At 65.0% G+C, this 16318-nt stretch carries 8 protein-coding genes and 3 pseudogenes; 7 read left to right on the forward strand and 4 right to left on the reverse strand.

Annotated elements, in window-relative coordinates:
- The first annotated feature begins 198 nt into the window (after positions 1 to 198).
- From ACZK2V_RS15120 to ACZK2V_RS15135, 4 genes and pseudogenes are all read left to right on the forward strand, one after another.
- Positions 199 to 855 (forward strand): TetR/AcrR family transcriptional regulator, encoded by a 657-nt coding sequence (locus ACZK2V_RS15120; RefSeq protein ID WP_032127669.1) that lies wholly within the window; start codon positions 199 to 201, stop codon positions 853 to 855.
- A pseudogene (locus ACZK2V_RS15125) lies at positions 855 to 2121 on the forward strand (efflux RND transporter periplasmic adaptor subunit). The gene ACZK2V_RS15120 and the pseudogene ACZK2V_RS15125 overlap by 1 nt, the downstream one beginning before the upstream one ends.
- Before the next feature lie 15 nt (positions 2122 to 2136).
- Positions 2137 to 5310: a multidrug efflux RND transporter permease subunit gene (locus ACZK2V_RS15130; protein ID WP_049400218.1), complete on the forward strand. Its 3174-nt coding sequence runs from the start codon at positions 2137 to 2139 to the stop codon at positions 5308 to 5310.
- A 112-nt stretch (positions 5311 to 5422) separates the two neighbouring features.
- A protein-coding gene (locus ACZK2V_RS15135) for an IS3 family transposase (protein WP_223224739.1) occupies positions 5423 to 6657 on the forward strand; the annotation gives its coding sequence in 2 pieces (ribosomal slippage) (positions 5423 to 5774 and positions 5774 to 6657; 1236 coding nt in all).
- A gap of 135 nt (positions 6658 to 6792) precedes the next feature.
- On the opposite strand, the gene ACZK2V_RS15140 is transcribed toward ACZK2V_RS15135, so the two are convergent.
- The gene (locus ACZK2V_RS15140) at positions 6793 to 7056 is read right to left on the reverse strand and encodes a hypothetical protein (RefSeq protein WP_080355173.1); all 264 of its coding nucleotides are present in this window, start codon (positions 7054 to 7056) and stop codon (positions 6793 to 6795) included.
- A 155-nt stretch (positions 7057 to 7211) separates the two neighbouring features.
- Positions 7212 to 8360 (reverse strand): acyl-CoA dehydrogenase family protein, encoded by a 1149-nt coding sequence (locus ACZK2V_RS15145; RefSeq protein WP_049463155.1) that lies wholly within the window; start codon positions 8358 to 8360, stop codon positions 7212 to 7214.
- A gap of 153 nt (positions 8361 to 8513) precedes the next feature.
- Here ACZK2V_RS15145 and ACZK2V_RS15150 point away from each other — a divergent pair.
- The 3 genes and pseudogenes from ACZK2V_RS15150 (at position 8514) to metH (ending at position 13286) form a co-directional block, all read left to right on the forward strand.
- A pseudogene (locus tag ACZK2V_RS15150) lies at positions 8514 to 9441 on the forward strand (ArsR/SmtB family transcription factor).
- Positions 9442 to 9454: 13 nt separating this feature from the next.
- Positions 9455 to 10546, forward strand: coding sequence for a homocysteine S-methyltransferase family protein (locus tag ACZK2V_RS15155; RefSeq protein WP_486322558.1), 1092 nt, complete (start codon positions 9455 to 9457; stop codon positions 10544 to 10546).
- 57 nt (positions 10547 to 10603) lie between these two features.
- Positions 10604 to 13286: pseudogene (gene metH, locus ACZK2V_RS15160) on the forward strand (methionine synthase).
- Between the two features lie 212 nt (positions 13287 to 13498).
- Here the strand turns inward: metH and ACZK2V_RS15165 are convergent.
- Both ACZK2V_RS15165 and ACZK2V_RS15170 read right to left on the reverse strand, forming a co-directional pair.
- Complete coding sequence (locus ACZK2V_RS15165; RefSeq protein WP_201116782.1) at positions 13499 to 15571, reverse strand: acyltransferase family protein; 2073 nt, start codon at positions 15569 to 15571, stop codon at positions 13499 to 13501.
- Positions 15572 to 15619: 48 nt separating this feature from the next.
- The gene (locus ACZK2V_RS15170; protein WP_180845361.1) at positions 15620 to 16309 is read right to left on the reverse strand and encodes a DUF2058 domain-containing protein; all 690 of its coding nucleotides are present in this window, start codon (positions 16307 to 16309) and stop codon (positions 15620 to 15622) included.
- Positions 16310 to 16318 lie beyond the last annotated feature (9 nt).

The raw sequence follows: 16318 nt of genomic DNA on the forward strand, positions 1-16318 counted from the left end.
ACGAAAAGGCCTTGCTGCAGGACGGAATAACCAGATTCGGGTTTGCTGCGGTTTAGACGCCTATTCAGTTCGCACCGGTATGGTGCTGGTGCGCGCTTCAGCACTGCCGACAGGATCGGCAAAGCGTGTTACCGGAAGACACACGCGGCGACGCCGATTCGATTCCACAATCCTGAACTGGACGGTATAGTCCACCGTGTGAACCCGGCCTACCTCCCCGTTGCCCTCGACGCACGCGATGAGCGCGTGTTCGATGCCGTGCGCGAGCTGTTGGCCCAGCAGGGCATGCAGATGAGCATGGACGCGGTGGCCCAGCATGCCGGCTGTTCCAAGCAGACCCTGTACTCGCGCTACGGCAACAAGCAGGAACTGCTGCGCCGGGTGATGCAGCGCCATGTCGGCCACGCTACCGGAGCCATGGTTCGTGCACTCCGCACTGACGACCTGCGTGCCAGCCTGCTCCAGTTCGCCACCGACTTCCTGGAGCATTTCAACCAACCGCACGTAGGGCAGGCCTGTCGGCTGATCGCCGCCGACGCGGCCCAGTTTCCCGAAGAGGCGCGTACGCTGTACCGGCATGGCGCCGGCGCGCTGACGCTTCATCTTGCTGAATGGATTGAAACCGTTTGCATGCGTGGCCAGCTCCGGCATGACGACCCGCACTTCATGGCCGAACTGCTGCTGAGCATGATCGCCGGTCAGGATTTCGACAAACAGCGTTTCCATACCCCCCATCGTGATGACGCGCAGCTGCGTCGGCGCTGGGCAGAGTTCTCCGTCGACAGCTTCCTGCGCGCCTTCGCGCCTCAGCCGTCGGCGGCCCCGTCTTCAAACCAACCCCGGAGTTCCTCCTGATGACCGCCCCACTCCGCACCCTTGCCCTGACGTGCGCCGTTGCTGTCGCGCTGGCTGCCTGCAAGAAGCCGGAACAGCAGACGCCCCCGCCGCCGGAGGTGGGCGTGATCGACGCCAAGCCGCAGACCCTGCCGCTGCAGCGTGAGCTGGTCGGCCGCCTGTCGCCGTTCCGCAGCGCCGACGTGCGTGCGCGCGTGCCGGGCGTACTGCTCAAGCGCGTCTACCAGGAAGGCTCGCAGGTCAAGCAGGGCCAGCCCCTGTTCCTGATCGACCCGGCGCCGCTGCGTGCTTCGCTCAATGCCTCCGAGGCCCAGCTGGCCTCGGCCCGCGCGACCTACGCCAACGCCAAGGTCGCCGCCGACCGCGCGCGTTCGCTGGCGCCGCAGCAGTTCGTCTCCAAGTCCGACCTGGACAACGCCGAATCGGCCGAGCGCACCGCGCTGGCCGCGGTCAAGCAGGCCGAAGCGGCGGTGACCTCTTCGCGCATCAGCCTGGGTTATACCGAAGTGACCGCGCCGATCAGCGGTGTGGCCAACAAGCAGCAGGTCACCGAAGGCGCACTGGTCGGCCAGGGCGATGTGACCCTGCTGACCACCGTCGACCAGCTCGACCCGCTGTACGTGAACTTCTCGCTGAGCGTGGACGAGTTGACCCAGCTGCGCGCAGCAGGCCAAGGGTGCGCTGGCGCTGTCCGGTGACGGCAAGGCCACGGTCAACGTCAAGCTGGCCGACGGCAGCACCTACAGCGAGCCGGGCACGCTGGACTTCTCCTCGACCACGGTCGACCCGGCCACCGGCGCGGTGTCGCTGCGTGCGCTGCTGCCGAACCCGCAGCAGATCCTGCTGCCCGGCGCCTTCGTCAGCTTCCAGGCCAACCTCGGCGAGCGCAACAACGCCTACCTGGTGCCGCAGCAGGCGCTGCTGCGCGACACCACCGGCGGCTACGTGATGGTGGTCGGTGCCGACGGCAAGGTAGTGCGCAAGAACGTGAAGACCGATGGCGCGCAGAACGGCAACTGGCTGGTCAGCGACGGCCTGGCCGCCGGTGACAAGGTAATCGTGGCCGGCGTGCAGAAGGTCAAGGAAGGTGCGCCGGCGGTGGCCAAGCCGTGGACCCCGGGGCAGGACGCCAACGGCAAGCCTGCCGCAGGCGGCGCCGCTCCGGCGGGCGCAGCACCGGCCGCAGGCAAGGCACCGGCCGACGCGGCCAAGCCCGAGCAGGCCGATGCGGCCAAGCCGGCCGCCACCGATTCGAACAAGCAGTAACGGGAACCTTCCGTCATGCCTAAATTTTTCATCGAACATCCAGTCTTCGCCTGGGTGGTTGCGATCCTGATCTCGCTCAGCGGCGTGATCGCGATCCTCAACCTGGGTGTGGAGTCCTATCCCAACATCGCCCCGCCGCAGGTCACCGTCTCGGCGACCTACCCGGGCGCCAGTGCGGACACCACCGAGAAATCGGTCACCCAGGTGATCGAGCAGCAGCTGACCGGTATCGATCACCTGCTGTACTTCAGCTCATCGTCCGCCTCCAACGGCCGTGCGCAGATCACCCTGACCTTCGAGACCGGTACCGATCCGGACATCGCCCAGGTGCAGGTGCAGAACAAGGTCTCGCTGGCCACGCCACGCCTGCCTTCGGAAGTGACCCAGCAGGGCGTGGTGGTGGCCAAGGCCAACGCTGGCTTCCTGATGGTGATCGCGCTGCAGTCCGATACGCCGGCCATCAACCGTGACGCCCTGAACGACATCGTCGGCTCGCGCGTGCTCGACCAGGTCTCGCGTATTCCCGGCGTTGGCAGCACCCAGCAGTTCGGTTCCGAGTACGCCATGAACATCTGGCTCAACCCGGAGAAGATGCAGGGTTATGGCCTCTCGGCCAGCCAGGTGCTGGCGGCGGTGCGCGCGCAGAACGTGCAGTTCGCCGCCGGTGCGCTGGGTTCGGACCCGTCGCCGGAAGGCCAGCACTTCACCGCCACGGTCTCGGCTGAAGGCCGCTTCAGTTCGCCGCAGGAGTTCGAGAACATCATCCTGCGGGCAAATCCGGACGGTTCGCGGGTGCTGATGAAGGACATCGCCCGCGTTGCCTTCGGTGCCAACAACTACGGTTTCGACACCCAGTACAACGGCAAGCCGACCGGTGCCTTCGCCATCCAGCTGCTGCCGGGCGCCAACGCCCTGAACGTGGCCGATGCGGTGCGCGCCAAGATGGACGAGCTGCAGCCCAGCTTCCCGTCCGGGGTGACCTGGTTCTCGCCGTACGACAGCACCACCTTCGTCAAGATCTCCATCCAGGAAGTGGTCAAGACACTGTTTGAAGCAGTGTTCCTGGTGTTCCTGGTGATGCTGATCTTCCTGCAGAACTTCCGCGCCACCCTGATCCCGACCCTGGTCATCCCGGTGGCCCTGCTCGGCACCTTCCTGGGCATGTGGATGATCGGCTTCACGATCAACCAGCTGACCCTGTTCGCGATGGTGCTGGCGATCGGCATCGTGGTCGATGACGCGATCGTGGTGATCGAGAACGTCGAACGCATCATGACCGAGGAAGGCCTGGCGCCGAAGCCGGCCACGCAGAAGGCGATGACCCAGATCACCGGCGCGGTGGTGGCGATCACCGTCGTCCTGGCCGCGGTGTTCATCCCGTCCGCCCTGCAGGGCGGCGCCGCCGGTGAGATCTACAAGCAGTTCGCGCTGACCATCGCCATCTCGATGGCGTTCTCGGCGTTCCTGGCTCTGGGCTTCACCCCCGCGCTGTGCGCGACCTTCCTCAAGCCGACGCACAACGACAACCCGAACATCATCTACCGCACCTTCAACAAGTACTACGACAAGATCAGCCATACCTATGTGGGGCACATCACTTCGGCGGTGCGCCATGCACCGCGCTGGATGATCCTGTTCGTGGTGCTGACCGCACTGTGCGGCTTCCTGTTCACCCGCATGCCGGGCAGCTTCCTGCCGGAAGAAGACCAGGGCTATGCGCTGGCGATCGTGCAGTTGCCGCCGGGCTCGACCAAGGGCCAGACCAACGAAGTGTTCGCGCAGATGCGTGGCATCCTGGAAAAGCAGGATGGCTATGAAGGCATGCTGCAGGTGGCCGGTTTCAGCTTCGTCGGTTCCGGCGAGAACGTGGGCATGGGCTTCATCCGCCTGAAGCCATGGGAGGAACGCAAGTTCACCGCGCCCGAGTTCATCCAGAACATGAACGGCGCGTTCTACGGCATCAAGGAAGCGCAGATCTTCGTGGTCAACCTGCCCACCGTGCAGGGCCTCGGCCAGTTCGGCGGCTTCGACATGTGGCTGCAGGACCGCAGCGGTGCCGGCTACGAGCAGCTGACCCAGGCGCGTAACATCCTGCTTGGCCAGGCTGCGCAGAAGCCCGATCATCTGGTGGGCGTACGCCCGAACGGCCTGGAAAACGCCCCGCAGCTGCAGCTGCATGTCGACCGCGTGCAGGCCCAGTCGATGGGCATGTCGGTGTCGGACGTGTACAGCACCATCCAGCTGATGCTGGCCCCGGTGTACGTGAACGACTTCTTCTACGAAGGCCGCATCAAACGCGTGACCATGCAGGCCGATGGTCCGTACCGCACCGGCCAGGAGTCGCTGAAGAGCTTCTACAGCCCCTCCAGCCTGACCACGAATGCCGACGGCACCAATGCGATGATCCCGCTCAATACGGTGGTCAAGTCCGAATGGGTGTCGGCACCGCCGTCGCTGAGCCGCTACAACGGCTACTCGGCGATCAACATCGTCGGCTCGCAGGCACCGGGCACCAGCTCGGGTGAGGCGATGCAGACCATGGAAGGCATCGTCAACGACGATCTGCCGGCCGGCTTCGGCTACGACTGGTCGGGCATGTCCTACCAGGAAATCCTGGCCGGCAACGCGGCGACGCTGCTGCTGGTGCTGTCGATCGTGGTGGTGTTCCTGTGCCTGGCCGCGTTGTATGAAAGCTGGTCGATCCCGGTGGCAGTACTGCTGGTGGTGCCGCTGGGCGTGCTTGGCGCCCTCGGCCTGTCGATGCTGCGCGGCCTGCCGAACGATCTGTTCTTCAAGATCGGCCTGATCACCGTGATCGGCCTGGCCGCGAAGAACGCGATCCTGATCGTCGAGTTCGCGGTGGAACAGCGCGCAGCAGGCAAGACCCTGCGCGATGCCACCATCGAGGCGGCACGCCTGCGCTTCCGCCCGATCCTGATGACCTCGTTCGCGTTCATCATGGGCGTGATCCCGATGGCGATCTCCACCGGCGCCGGCGCCAATTCCCGCCACGCCATTGGTACCGGCGTGATCGGCGGCATGCTGTTCGCCACCCTGCTCGGCCTGCTGATGATCCCGGTGTTCTTCGTGGTCGTGCGCCGCATGCTGGGTGACAAGCTGGATGAGTCCTCCAAGGAATTCATGGAGCGCCAGCGCGACGCGGAAGCCGCGCACCGCCCGGATCGTTGATCCGGCGGTGGGTTGAAACGAAAAGGCCCCGGAGCGATCCGGGGCCTTTTTCATTCGTGTGACCCGTCCTGAATTGGGTTGACACCTTTTCCCTCTGGAAAAGGAATGTTCAATGAAATCAACAATCAGGCGCAGTCAGCGGGATTACTCGCTGGCCTTCAAGTTGTCCGTGGTCGATCAGGTCGAGCGTGGAGAACTGACCTATAAGAAGGCTCAGGAGCGATACGGTATCCAAGGTAGCAGCACGGTTCTGAAGTGGCTTCGCCGCCATGGTCGGCAGGATTGGTCAGGTGGTGCATCATCTGCCCCCATGACGACTTCTCCCAAAAGTGGACCGGCCACGCCGCTGACGCCGGAACAACAGATCAAGGCCCTGCAGGTCCAGTTGCGGGAGGCCAACGAGAAAGCACAGCTTTTCGAAGCCATCGTGGATGTCCTCAAAGAGGATTACGGGGTGCGCATCGTAAAAAAGCCTTCAGGCAAGTCCTCACGCAAGGGCGCCTCAAAGGCGTAAGCGTGGCAAGGGCTTGCCGCCATTTCGGCATCAGTCGACAGGCGTTCTATCAAGCGGGGTGCCGGCATCAACGACGACGCGCCAGCGAGACCAAAGCACTGGCGCTGGTGAGCGATTGCCGCGTGCGGCAGCCACGGATCGGGACGCGCAAGTTGCACCATTTGATCGGACCGAAGCTGCAGGCGGCGGGAATCACCATGGGACGTGACCGGTTGTTTGACGTACTTCGGGAAGCGCGCCTGCTGGTACCGAAACGTCGGGCTTATCACAAGACTACCGACAGCCATCATCGCTTTCGCAGGCATCCGAATCTGCTCAAACCTGGCCAAGGATGCGTAATACCAACCGGTAGCGAGCAGGTGTGGGTGGCGGACATCACCTATCTGCCGACGCAGGGGAAGTTCGTGTATCTGAGCCTGGTCACCGATGCCTGGTCGCGCAAGATCGTGGGCTGGAGCGTGCATGAAACGCTACAGACAGAGCAGGTAGCTCAGGCGCTGGAGATGGCGCTGAAAGGGAGAAAGACACCGCAGAAGCTGATCCATCACTCTGATCGTGGAATCCAGTACTGCTCGGATTACTACCAGAAGATCCATGCGCGGCACGGCCTGACCTGCTCGATGACCGACGGCTACGACTGCTATCAGAACGCTCTGGCAGAGCGAGTCAACGGGATCCTCAAGTGCGAGTTCCTGCTTCATCGCCCACGGGACCTGGGGCAAGCCCGCCAGATGGTGGCTGAGGCCGTAGACATCTACAACGCTGAGCGCCCCCACCTGTCCCTTAAAATGCAGACGCCCGATGCGATGCATCGGGCGTCTTTGGCCGCCTGACGGCGGCCGGACCATCCACCCATCGGTGTCAACCTATGGCAGGACGAGTCAGTGCCATGAAGCCGGTAGTCGCCAACCTTGGTTGGCGCCGCTGGATCCATGCCAACCAAGGTTGGCGCATGCCAAGCCGGCGTCTCAGCGCAGCAGCGCAACCACCACGCATACCACCACGAGAGCCAATGCAGCCCATTGCATCGGCACAAAGAAGAAATGATGGGGTGCAGCCATACCCTTCTGCCGGGGCGCACGGTTGAGCCACAAACCCAGCAATACGTTCACCGCTGCGCCGATGCCTGCACCCAACAGAACCTGGGGCAGCGGCGTGTTGCCCCTGGAGCCTTCATGCGGAAAGAAGTACGCCAGCAGCAGGATGGCTGCAATCGGCGTCACCAGCGTCATGAATCCCCAACCTCGATAGATCATCTTTGCAGACCGCGTAAAAACCGGCTTGCATTGGACCAGATAGGGTATCGCTCGGCCAGGAAGACCGTGTATCCACGCATGGCGTGGATCTACTGGCCGCGCCGCCGTTGCAGCGGCGCGGCCGGTCGAACTCAGCGCAGCCCGGTCTCGTTGCGGGCGATCACCAGGCGCTGGATTTCCGAGGTGCCCTCGTAGATCTCGGTGATCTTGGCATCACGGAAGTAGCGCTCCAGCGGCATTTCCTTCGAATATCCCATGCCGCCATGAATCTGCACGGCCTGGTGGGTGATCCACATCGCCGCTTCCGAGGCGGTCAGCTTGGCCACCGCTGCTTCGGTGCTGAAGCGCTTGCCCTGGCCCTTCACCCATGCCGCGCGCAGGGTCAGCAGCAGCGCTGCGTCCAGCTTGCACTTCATGTCGGCGATCTTGGCCTGGGTCATCTGGAAGGTACCGATGGCCGCGCCGAACGCCTTGCGCTCCTTCACGTACGCCAGGGTCGCTTCATAGGCGGCACGGGCGATGCCGATGGCCTGCGAGGCGATACCGATGCGGCCAGCATCGAGCACGCTCATGGCGATCTTGAAGCCCTCGCCTTCCTGGCCCAGCACGTCTTCAGCCTGCGCCACGTAGTCGTTGAACTCGATCTCGCAGGTGGCCGAAGCGCGGATGCCGAGCTTCGGCTCCGTCTTGCCGCGACCGAAGCCCGCCTTGTCGGTATCGATGATGAAGGCGGTGATGCCGCGCGCGCCCTTGTCCGGCTCGCTCATTGCGAACAGCACGATGTACTTGGCCACCGGGCCGGAGGTGATCCAGCTCTTCTTGCCGTTGATGACGAAGGTGCCATCGGCCTGCTTCACTGCGCGGCAACGCATGGCCGTGGCGTCCGAACCGGACTGCGGCTCGGTCAGCGCGAACGCGCCGATGGCCTCGCCTTCGGCGATGGCACGCACGTAGGTCTGCTTCTGTTCCTCGGTACCGTGGGTGAGGATGCCGTTGCAGAACAGCGAGTTGTTGACCGACATGATGGTCGAATGGGCTGCGTCGGCGGCGGCGACCTCCACCATCGCCAACACGTACGCCACCGGGTCCATGCCCGCGCCACCGTATTCGGTCGGCACTTCGATGCCCATCAGGCCGTTTTCACCCAGCAGGCGGATGTTGTCCAGCGGGAACTCGCCGGTGCGGTCATGGTGCTCCGCGCTGGGGGCGATCTTTTCCTGCGCGATGCGCCGCGCCACGTCCTGCAGCATCAACTGCTCTTCAGTAAAGCTGAAATCCACAACACCCTCCCGGGTACATGAAGTTATGGGCCGCGCACCGCGCGCCCAGGTGCCTCGATTGTACCGGGGCCCGCCGGTTTCCGTACGCCAGCGACTTGACCGCGGCAGGCCTTCTCAGCGAATATATCTCTATATCGCGATAGGTAGATATTTATGGATCTGGAAGATTGGTCGACCCGCCTCAAGGTGTTCGCCGATGCGACCCGCGTACGCCTGCTGGCGCTGCTGGAGCAGGAAGAGCTGACCGTGGCCGAACTGTCGGCGATCACCCGGCTGGCACAGCCGCGGGTGTCCACCCACCTCGCGCGCCTGAAGGAAGCCGGCCTGGTCCGCGACCGCCGTGCGGGCGTGTCGGCCTATTACCGCTTCGACGAGGCCCAGCTGGACCCGGCGCAGCGTGCATTGTGGCATGCCTTGAGCAATGGAAGCGACGACCCGTTGCTGCGGCAGGACGCTGAACGTGTCGCCGCCGTGCTGGCCCACCGTGCCTCCGACCAGAACTGGGCCGACAGCGTGGCCGGCGACATGGAGCGCCACTACTCTCCGGGCCGCACCTGGGAGGCGCTGGCGCGCACGGCGCTGCCGCTGCTGGAGACCGGCGACGTGCTGGACATCGCCTCCGGTGACGGCGTGCTGGCCGAACTCGTCGCCCCGCATGCCAAGCGCTACATCTGCATCGATACCAGCGCGCGTGGTTGCCGCCGCCAGCGAGCGCCTGCGCCGCCTGCCCAATGTGGAAGTGCGCGAGGGCGACATGCATGCGCTGCCGTTCAAGGACGGCAGCTTCGACCTGGTGGTGCTGATGCATGCGCTGACCTACGCCAGCAAACCGGCGCAGGCGGTGACCGAAGCCGCGCGCGTGCTGCGCTCCGGCGGCCGCCTGCTGCTGTGCAGCCTGGCCCGCCACGAGCACAAGGCGGCGGTGGAGGCCTACGGCCACGTCAACCTCGGCTTCAGCGACAAGGAGCTGCGCAGGTTCGTCGACAAGGCCGGCCTGCAGGTATCCAGCCTGGAGACGGTCACCCGCGAAAAGCGTCCGCCGCACTTCGAAGTGATTTCACTGATCGCCAACAAGCCCTGAGCCCGAGATCGCCATGCCTGCCCTGCCCTGGTTGCATCCTGATCGTGCCAACGCCCTGCTCGACGCCCTGCGCGAGCGGATCCTGATCATCGACGGCGCGATGGGCACCATGATCCAGCGCCATGGCCTGCAGGAAGACGACTATCGTGGCGAGCGCTTCGCCGGTGGCTACGATCATGTGCATGGCCCCGCTTGCGACCACGCCGTGCAGGAAGGGCATGACCTGAAGGGCAACAACGATCTGCTGCTGCTGACCCGGCCGCAGATCGTCGCCGACATCCATACCGCCTACCTGGAAGCGGGCGCGGATCTGGTCGAGACCAACACGTTCAACGCCACGTCGGTCAGCCAGGCCGACTACCACCTCGAACACCTGGTGTACGAATTGAACAAGGCTGGCGCAGCGGTGGCACGCACCTGCTGCGATACAGTAGCCGCAACCACATCAGGCAAGCCACGCTTCGTGATCGGGGTGATCGGCCCGACCAGCCGCACCGCCTCGATCAGTCCCGATGTCAACGATCCGGGCTTTCGCAACACCAGCTTCGACGAGCTTCGCGACACGTACCGCGAAGCCATTGACGGCCTGATCGACGGCGGCGCCGACACCATCATGGTCGAGACCATCTTCGACACGCTCAATGCCAAGGCCGCGCTGTATGCACTGGAGGAGGCCTTCGATGCACGCGGCGCAAGGTTGCCGGTGATGATCTCCGGCACCATCACCGATGCCTCTGGGCGCACGCTGTCCGGGCAGACCGCCGAGGCCTTCCACGCGTCGCTCGCGCATGCGCGCCCATTGTCGATCGGCCTGAACTGCGCACTGGGTGCCGATGCGATGCGCCCGCACGTGGAAACCCTTTCGCAGGTCGCCGACTGCTACGTCAGCGCACACCCCAATGCAGGCCTGCCCAATGCCTTCGGCGAGTACGACGAGACGCCCGAGGACATGGCCAGCACCCTGCGCGGTTTCGCCGAGGATGGCCTGTTGAACCTGGTCGGTGGCTGCTGTGGCTCCACCCCTGACCACATCCGCGCAATCGCCGAGGCCGTGGCCGGGCTGCCGCCGCGCGCCCTGCCCGGTGTCCAGGAGCAGGCCGCATGAATGTCGCCGCCACCGTTCCGCACTTCCCACCCTATTGCTGTTGAGCTGACGCCTGCCATGACGCCTGTCCGCCCTACCCGCCTGTCCGGCCTGGAACCTCTGGTCATCACTCCGGACCTGCTGTTCATCAACGTCGGCGAGCGCACCAACGTCACCGGCAGCGCGCAGTTCCGCAAGCTCATCAAGGAAGGCCGCTACGAAGAAGCGGTGGACGTGGCCCGCCAGCAGGTGGCCAGCGGCGCGCAGATCCTCGACGTCAACATGGACGAGGGCCTGATTGATTCGGAAGCGGCGATGACCCGCTACCTCAACCTGATCATGTCCGAGCCGGACATCGCCCGTATTCCGGTGATGGTCGACTCCTCCAAGTGGAGCGTGATCGAGGCCGGCCTGAAGTGCCTGCAGGGCAAGAGCGTGGTCAATTCGATCTCGCTGAAGGAAGGCGAGGCGCTGTTCCGCGAGCACGCGCGCAAGGTCCTGCGCTATGGCGCGGCCGCGGTGGTGATGGCATTCGACGAAAGCGGCCAGGCTGACACCTGCGCACGCAAGGTCGAGATCTGCACCCGCGCCTACCGCATCCTGGTCGACGAGATCGGATTCCCACCGCAGGACATCATCTTCGACCCGAACATCTTCGCCGTCGCCACCGGCATCGAAGAGCACGACAACTATGCGGTGGACTTCATCGAAGCCACCCGCATCATCAAGCAGACGCTGCCGCACTGCCATGTGTCCGGCGGTGTTTCCAACGTCTCGTTCTCGTTCCGCGGCAACGAAACGGTGCGCCAGGCCATCCACTCGGTGTTCCTGTACCACGCCATTGCCGCCGGCATGGACATGGGCATCGTCAACGCCGGCGCCATGCCGATCTACGACGAACTGGAACCGGAACTGCGCGAGCGCGTGGAGGATGTAATCCTCAACCGCCGCAGCGATGCCACCGAGCGCCTGCTGGAAATCGCCGAGCGCTACAAGGGCAAGAAGGGCGCGGTGAAGACCGAAGACCTCGCCTGGCGCGAGAAGCCGGTGGCGCAGCGCCTGGCGCACGCGCTGGTGCACGGCCTGGATGCCTTCGTGGAAGAAGACACCGAACTGGCCCGGCAGGCGTCCAGCCGCCCGCTGGACGTGATCGAAGGTCCGTTGATGGATGGCATGAACGTGGTCGGCGACCTGTTCGGCGCCGGCAAGATGTTCCTGCCGCAGGTGGTGAAATCCGCGCGCGTGATGAAGAAGGCCGTGGCCTACCTGCTGCCCTACATCGAGGCCGAGAAGGCGCGCAGTGGCGACACCGCCAAGAGCAACGGCAAGATCATCATGGCTACGGTGAAGGGGGATGTGCATGACATCGGCAAGAACATCGTCGGCGTAGTCCTGGCCTGCAACAACTTCGAGGTGGTCGACCTTGGCGTGATGGTGCCGGCGCAGAAGATCCTCGATGCCGCGCGCGAGCACAACGCCGACCTGATCGGCCTGTCCGGCCTGATCACTCCATCACTGGAAGAGATGAGCCACGTGGCCCGGGAGATGCAGCGCCAGGGCTTCGACCTGCCGCTGCTGATCGGTGGAGCGACCACCTCGCGCGCGCACACCGCGCTGAAGATCGACCCACATTACAAGGCGCCCACGGTGTGGGTGAAGGACGCCTCGCGCGCGGTCGGCGTGGCCCAGTCGCTGATCTCGCGTGACCTGCGCGAGGCCTTCGTAGCCGCCAACGAGGCCGACTATGCCGAGATCCGCGCGCCATCGCAACCGTGGCGATGCCAAGCGCCTGGTTTCGCTGGAACACGCGCGGGGGCAGAAATTCCAGGGCGGCTGGGACACCTACACGCCGCCGGCACCGAACCAGCCCGGCCTGCACGTATTTGACGACTACCCGCTGGCCGAACTGGTCGACTACATCGACTGGACGCCGTTCTTCCAGGCCTGGGAGCTGGCCGGCAAGTTCCCGGCCATCCTCACCGACGAAATCGTCGGCACCCAGGCCAGCGATCTGTACAGGGACGCCCGCGCGATGCTCGAGCGCATCGTCAGCGAGAAATGGCTGACCGCCAAGGCCGTGTTCGGCCTGTGGCCGGCCAACAGCATCGGCGACGACGTGCGCGTGCAGCACCCGCAGGGCGAGACCACCCTGCACTTCCTGCGCCAGCAGGTGGACAAGCCGGCCGAGCGCCCGGATTTCTGCCTGGCCGATTTCATCGCCCCGGCCGACAGCGGCAAGCAGGATTGGATCGGCGCCTTCGCCGTCACTGCCGGCATCGGCATCGACGCGCACGTAGCGCGCTTCGAAGCCGACCACGATGACTACAACGCGATTCTGCTGAAGGCCCTCGCCGATCGCTTCGCCGAAGCGCTGGCCGAGCGCCTGCACCAGCGCGTGCGTACCGAATTCTGGGGCCATGAGCACGCCGAGACGCTGGACAACGAGGCGCTGATCGACGAGGAGTACCGTGGCATCCGCCCGGCACCGGGTTACCCCGCCTGCCCGGAGCACAGCGAAAAGCGACGCCTGTTCGACCTGCTGCAGGCCGAAGCCAACGCCAGCATGGAACTAACCGAGAGCTTCGCGATGCTGCCTACGGCGGCCGTTTCGGGCTACTACTTCAGCCATCCGCAGAGCCAGTACTTCGTGGTCGGCCGCCTCAGCCGCGAGCAGGTCAGCGACTACGCCCGCCGCAAGGGCGTGGACCGCGCCCAGGCCGAGCGCTGGCTGGCCTCCAACCTCGACTACGACCCCGAATGACACAAAAGGGGGACGGAGGGGATTAAGTCGTTTGTGCCCAAAACGACTTAATCCCCTCCGTCCCCTTTTCGCTTCATCATTGCGCTGGGCTTTGACGGTTTCTCGTCCGGTGTCGTTTGCCCTGGTCGGCGCACTGCTGTGCTTCTTCGCACCGAGCCTGCCACTGATCCGCGCACGCCGGAGCCGCTTCAAGGCCTGACGCCGGCGCGGTCCTACTGCTGCAGCAGTACCTGCTGCAGCGACGGCAGCAGCACACGGTTGCCATGCGCGCTGAGGTGATCGCCATCGAAGAACAACGGCCGGCCATCGCGCTGCGCCGGGCACAGCACGTCATCACACAGCACCGGCATCGGATCCCACAGCACACCCCCTGGCAGGCCATCGACCACCTGCTGCAGGCTGCCCAGCATCGGCGCACGCAGCGTTTCCATCGCCTCACGCGTGCTGTCCAGGCCGTTGCGGCAGACCTCGTTGCGTGAATTGAAGCGGTCAGAGCAGCGATACGGCGGCGCCGGCAGCACCGGTTTGGGCGCCTCCAGCACAATTCGCACACCGCGCTCGGCCAACGGTTTCCACTGGGTGATCGCCTCGGCCACTTCGGCCTCGCGTCCTGCAGTGGCTTCCGGGGTCACCTCGCCCGCCAGCTGCGCCTGCGCATCGAACAATATGAACTGATCGGACAAGCGCGGTATCCGCAGCGACACCAGCACCACGGCATCACCTGGCTGCGCACGCTGCGTGACATCGGCGAGCATCGCTGCGTCGAAATCACTGCAACCGGCACCCGCGCTGCGCCACTTCTGCAGGCTCACCTGCGGGCATCCACCACGACCGTAGAGAATTACCTCCGAGCCACTCTCAAGCGCCAGCCGCTGCAGCAGCTCGATGTAGGCCATTGCATGCGAATCGCCAGCAACGAACACCTGCTTCGGCGCACCGGCAGGCGCCGGCCGATCGCAGTCACCACGCGCATAGGTCCGCATGCTGCCACCTTCGAAGCGTCGCTTGGTGGTCACCAGGCTGCAGTCGGGATAGTCGCCTGCCACGCTCTTGCCGTTGGGATACCAGTCGCCGGGATGCCGACTGACCGTGCTCAGTGATATCCGCGGTGCCTGCAGGTACAGCAGCGTCTGGGTGCCGGCCGCGACCAGCAGCACAGCCGAACCTGCCAGTACCCAGCGACCCGGGCGCAGACGCTGCGCCAAGGGGCCCCGGAACGGTTGCTCCACCCAGCGCCACGACAACCACGACAGCAGCAGCACCAGCGCCATCGCAGCGCTCATCTGCAGGGGTGTCTGCAGGCCCACGGTCCAACGCATCAGCACGAATACCGGCCAGTGCCACAGATACAGCGAGTACGACAGCAGGCCGATGGAGCGCATCGGCCTGCTGGCCAACAGGCGTGCCACCCAGGACCGGGGATGATGATGCAGCGCCCACAGCAGGCCTGCCGCCGCAAAGGTCGGCAGCAGGCCATCAGGCCACGGCGAACGTCCGGCCCGTGCGGTCCACAATGCCCAGCACAGCAAGGCCAGCGCCACCATCGCGAGCAGCGAGAACACGGGCGCAGCGCGCTTCAGTGCAATCGTCGTCACCGCATCCACTGGCTGGCGAACATGCAGCAGCTGGAACAGCAGTACGCCAACACCCAGCTGCCACAGCCGCGTAGTGGTGGCGTAGAACGCCCACGATGGCGGCGCCTCGCGCAGGCCCAGCACCGCCGCATGCAGCAGCGACGCCGCGCTGACCACGGCAAACAGGCCAAGGCTGATCCAACGCCCGCGCACGCCGCGCGCCCAGGCCAGGAACAGCAGCGGGAACAGCAGGTAGAACTGCTCCTCCACGCCCAGCGACCAGGTATGGGTATAGGGATTGAATTCGGCCTTGGGCGCGAAATAATCGTTGCCGATCAGCGCCAGCACCCAGTTGCTGAAGCCGAAGAATGCCATCAGCCCGGTCTTGTCACTGGCCTCGCTGAGCCAGGACTCGGGAATGAACAGCACGCTGCCGACGGCGGTCAACAGCAGGCAGCTGATCAGCGCAGGTGCGATGCGGCGGATGCGTCGCGAATAGAAGCGCAGCATCGACTGCCACAGCGACAACGGCGGCAGCCGGTGCACCGACGCGCTGACCACGAACCCGGAAATGACGAAGAACACGTCTACGCCGGTGAACCCGCCCGGCAACCAGGCCGGGTCCAGGTGGAACACGATGACGGCCAGCACGGCAATCGCGCGCAGGCCGTCAATGTGCGGCACGTAGCCACGGCTTGGATCAGCGGTCATCCCTTCCCCCCAACCGCGGGGGCAGTGCCGTCCGCGGTGGTTGCGCCTTTACCAGACCAGGTCGTCCGGCACCTGGTACTGCGGATCCGCATACGGATCTTCCTCGGCCGGCGCATTCGGATCGACCTTCAGCGCCACCGAGGCAGCGAACACCGCCTCGGACTGTGCCAGCACGTCGGCCGTTACCAGCAGGTAGCGGCCATTGAGCTGGACCACACCCAGCTCACCGGCATTGAGCGCGGTCAGCTGTTCGGCGGTCACATAGATGCGCTTGATCTTGCCGCCATACGGGAAGTGGCGGGCGATGTCCGCTGCCTCGGCGTTGAGGCTCTTGTCCTTCAGCAGTTCTTCCAGCTTGGCCTTCGCCTCGCGGCGCACGCGTGCTTCTTCCTGCTTCAGGCGCTCGGTCTCGATGCGCTCTTCCTTCTCCCGCTGCGCCCGGATGGCATAGGCCTTGGCCAGATCCATCTCTTCGGTGCTGCGCGGCTTGCGCGGGCCCTGCTGGCTCTGGCCACCGCGCGCATGCCCGCCGGGCTTGCCCGCGCCATGGCCCTGCCCACGACGTTCACCGGGCTTGTGCTCGCCCTTGCCTGCGCCCTGCGGCTTTCCATTGCCGTTGCCGTTGCCACCCTTGCCCTGCGGGCGGCCATCACGGCGGGGGCCATCATTCTTGCGCTCGGGCTTGGGCGCGGGCTTGAAGCCCAGGCCCATCAGCTGGTCGCGGAGGGTATCGCTCATAGGATTCGG

The organism is Stenotrophomonas sp. 93052_Sma, from assembly GCF_056481145.1.

Coding starts and splice junctions, on each gene's coding strand:
- ACZK2V_RS15130 (WP_049400218.1), top strand. CDS start 2,137: ATGCCTAAATTTTTCATCGAACATCCAGTCTTCGCCTGGGTGGTTGCG.
- ACZK2V_RS15140 (WP_080355173.1), bottom strand. CDS start 7,056: ATGACGCTGGTGACGCCGATTGCAGCCATCCTGCTGCTGGCGTACTTC.
- ACZK2V_RS15155 (WP_486322558.1), top strand. CDS start 9,455: ATGCCTGCCCTGCCCTGGTTGCATCCTGATCGTGCCAACGCCCTGCTC.
- ACZK2V_RS15165 (WP_201116782.1), bottom strand. CDS start 15,571: ATGACCGCTGATCCAAGCCGTGGCTACGTGCCGCACATTGACGGCCTG.
- ACZK2V_RS15170 (WP_180845361.1), bottom strand. CDS start 16,309: ATGAGCGATACCCTCCGCGACCAGCTGATGGGCCTGGGCTTCAAGCCC.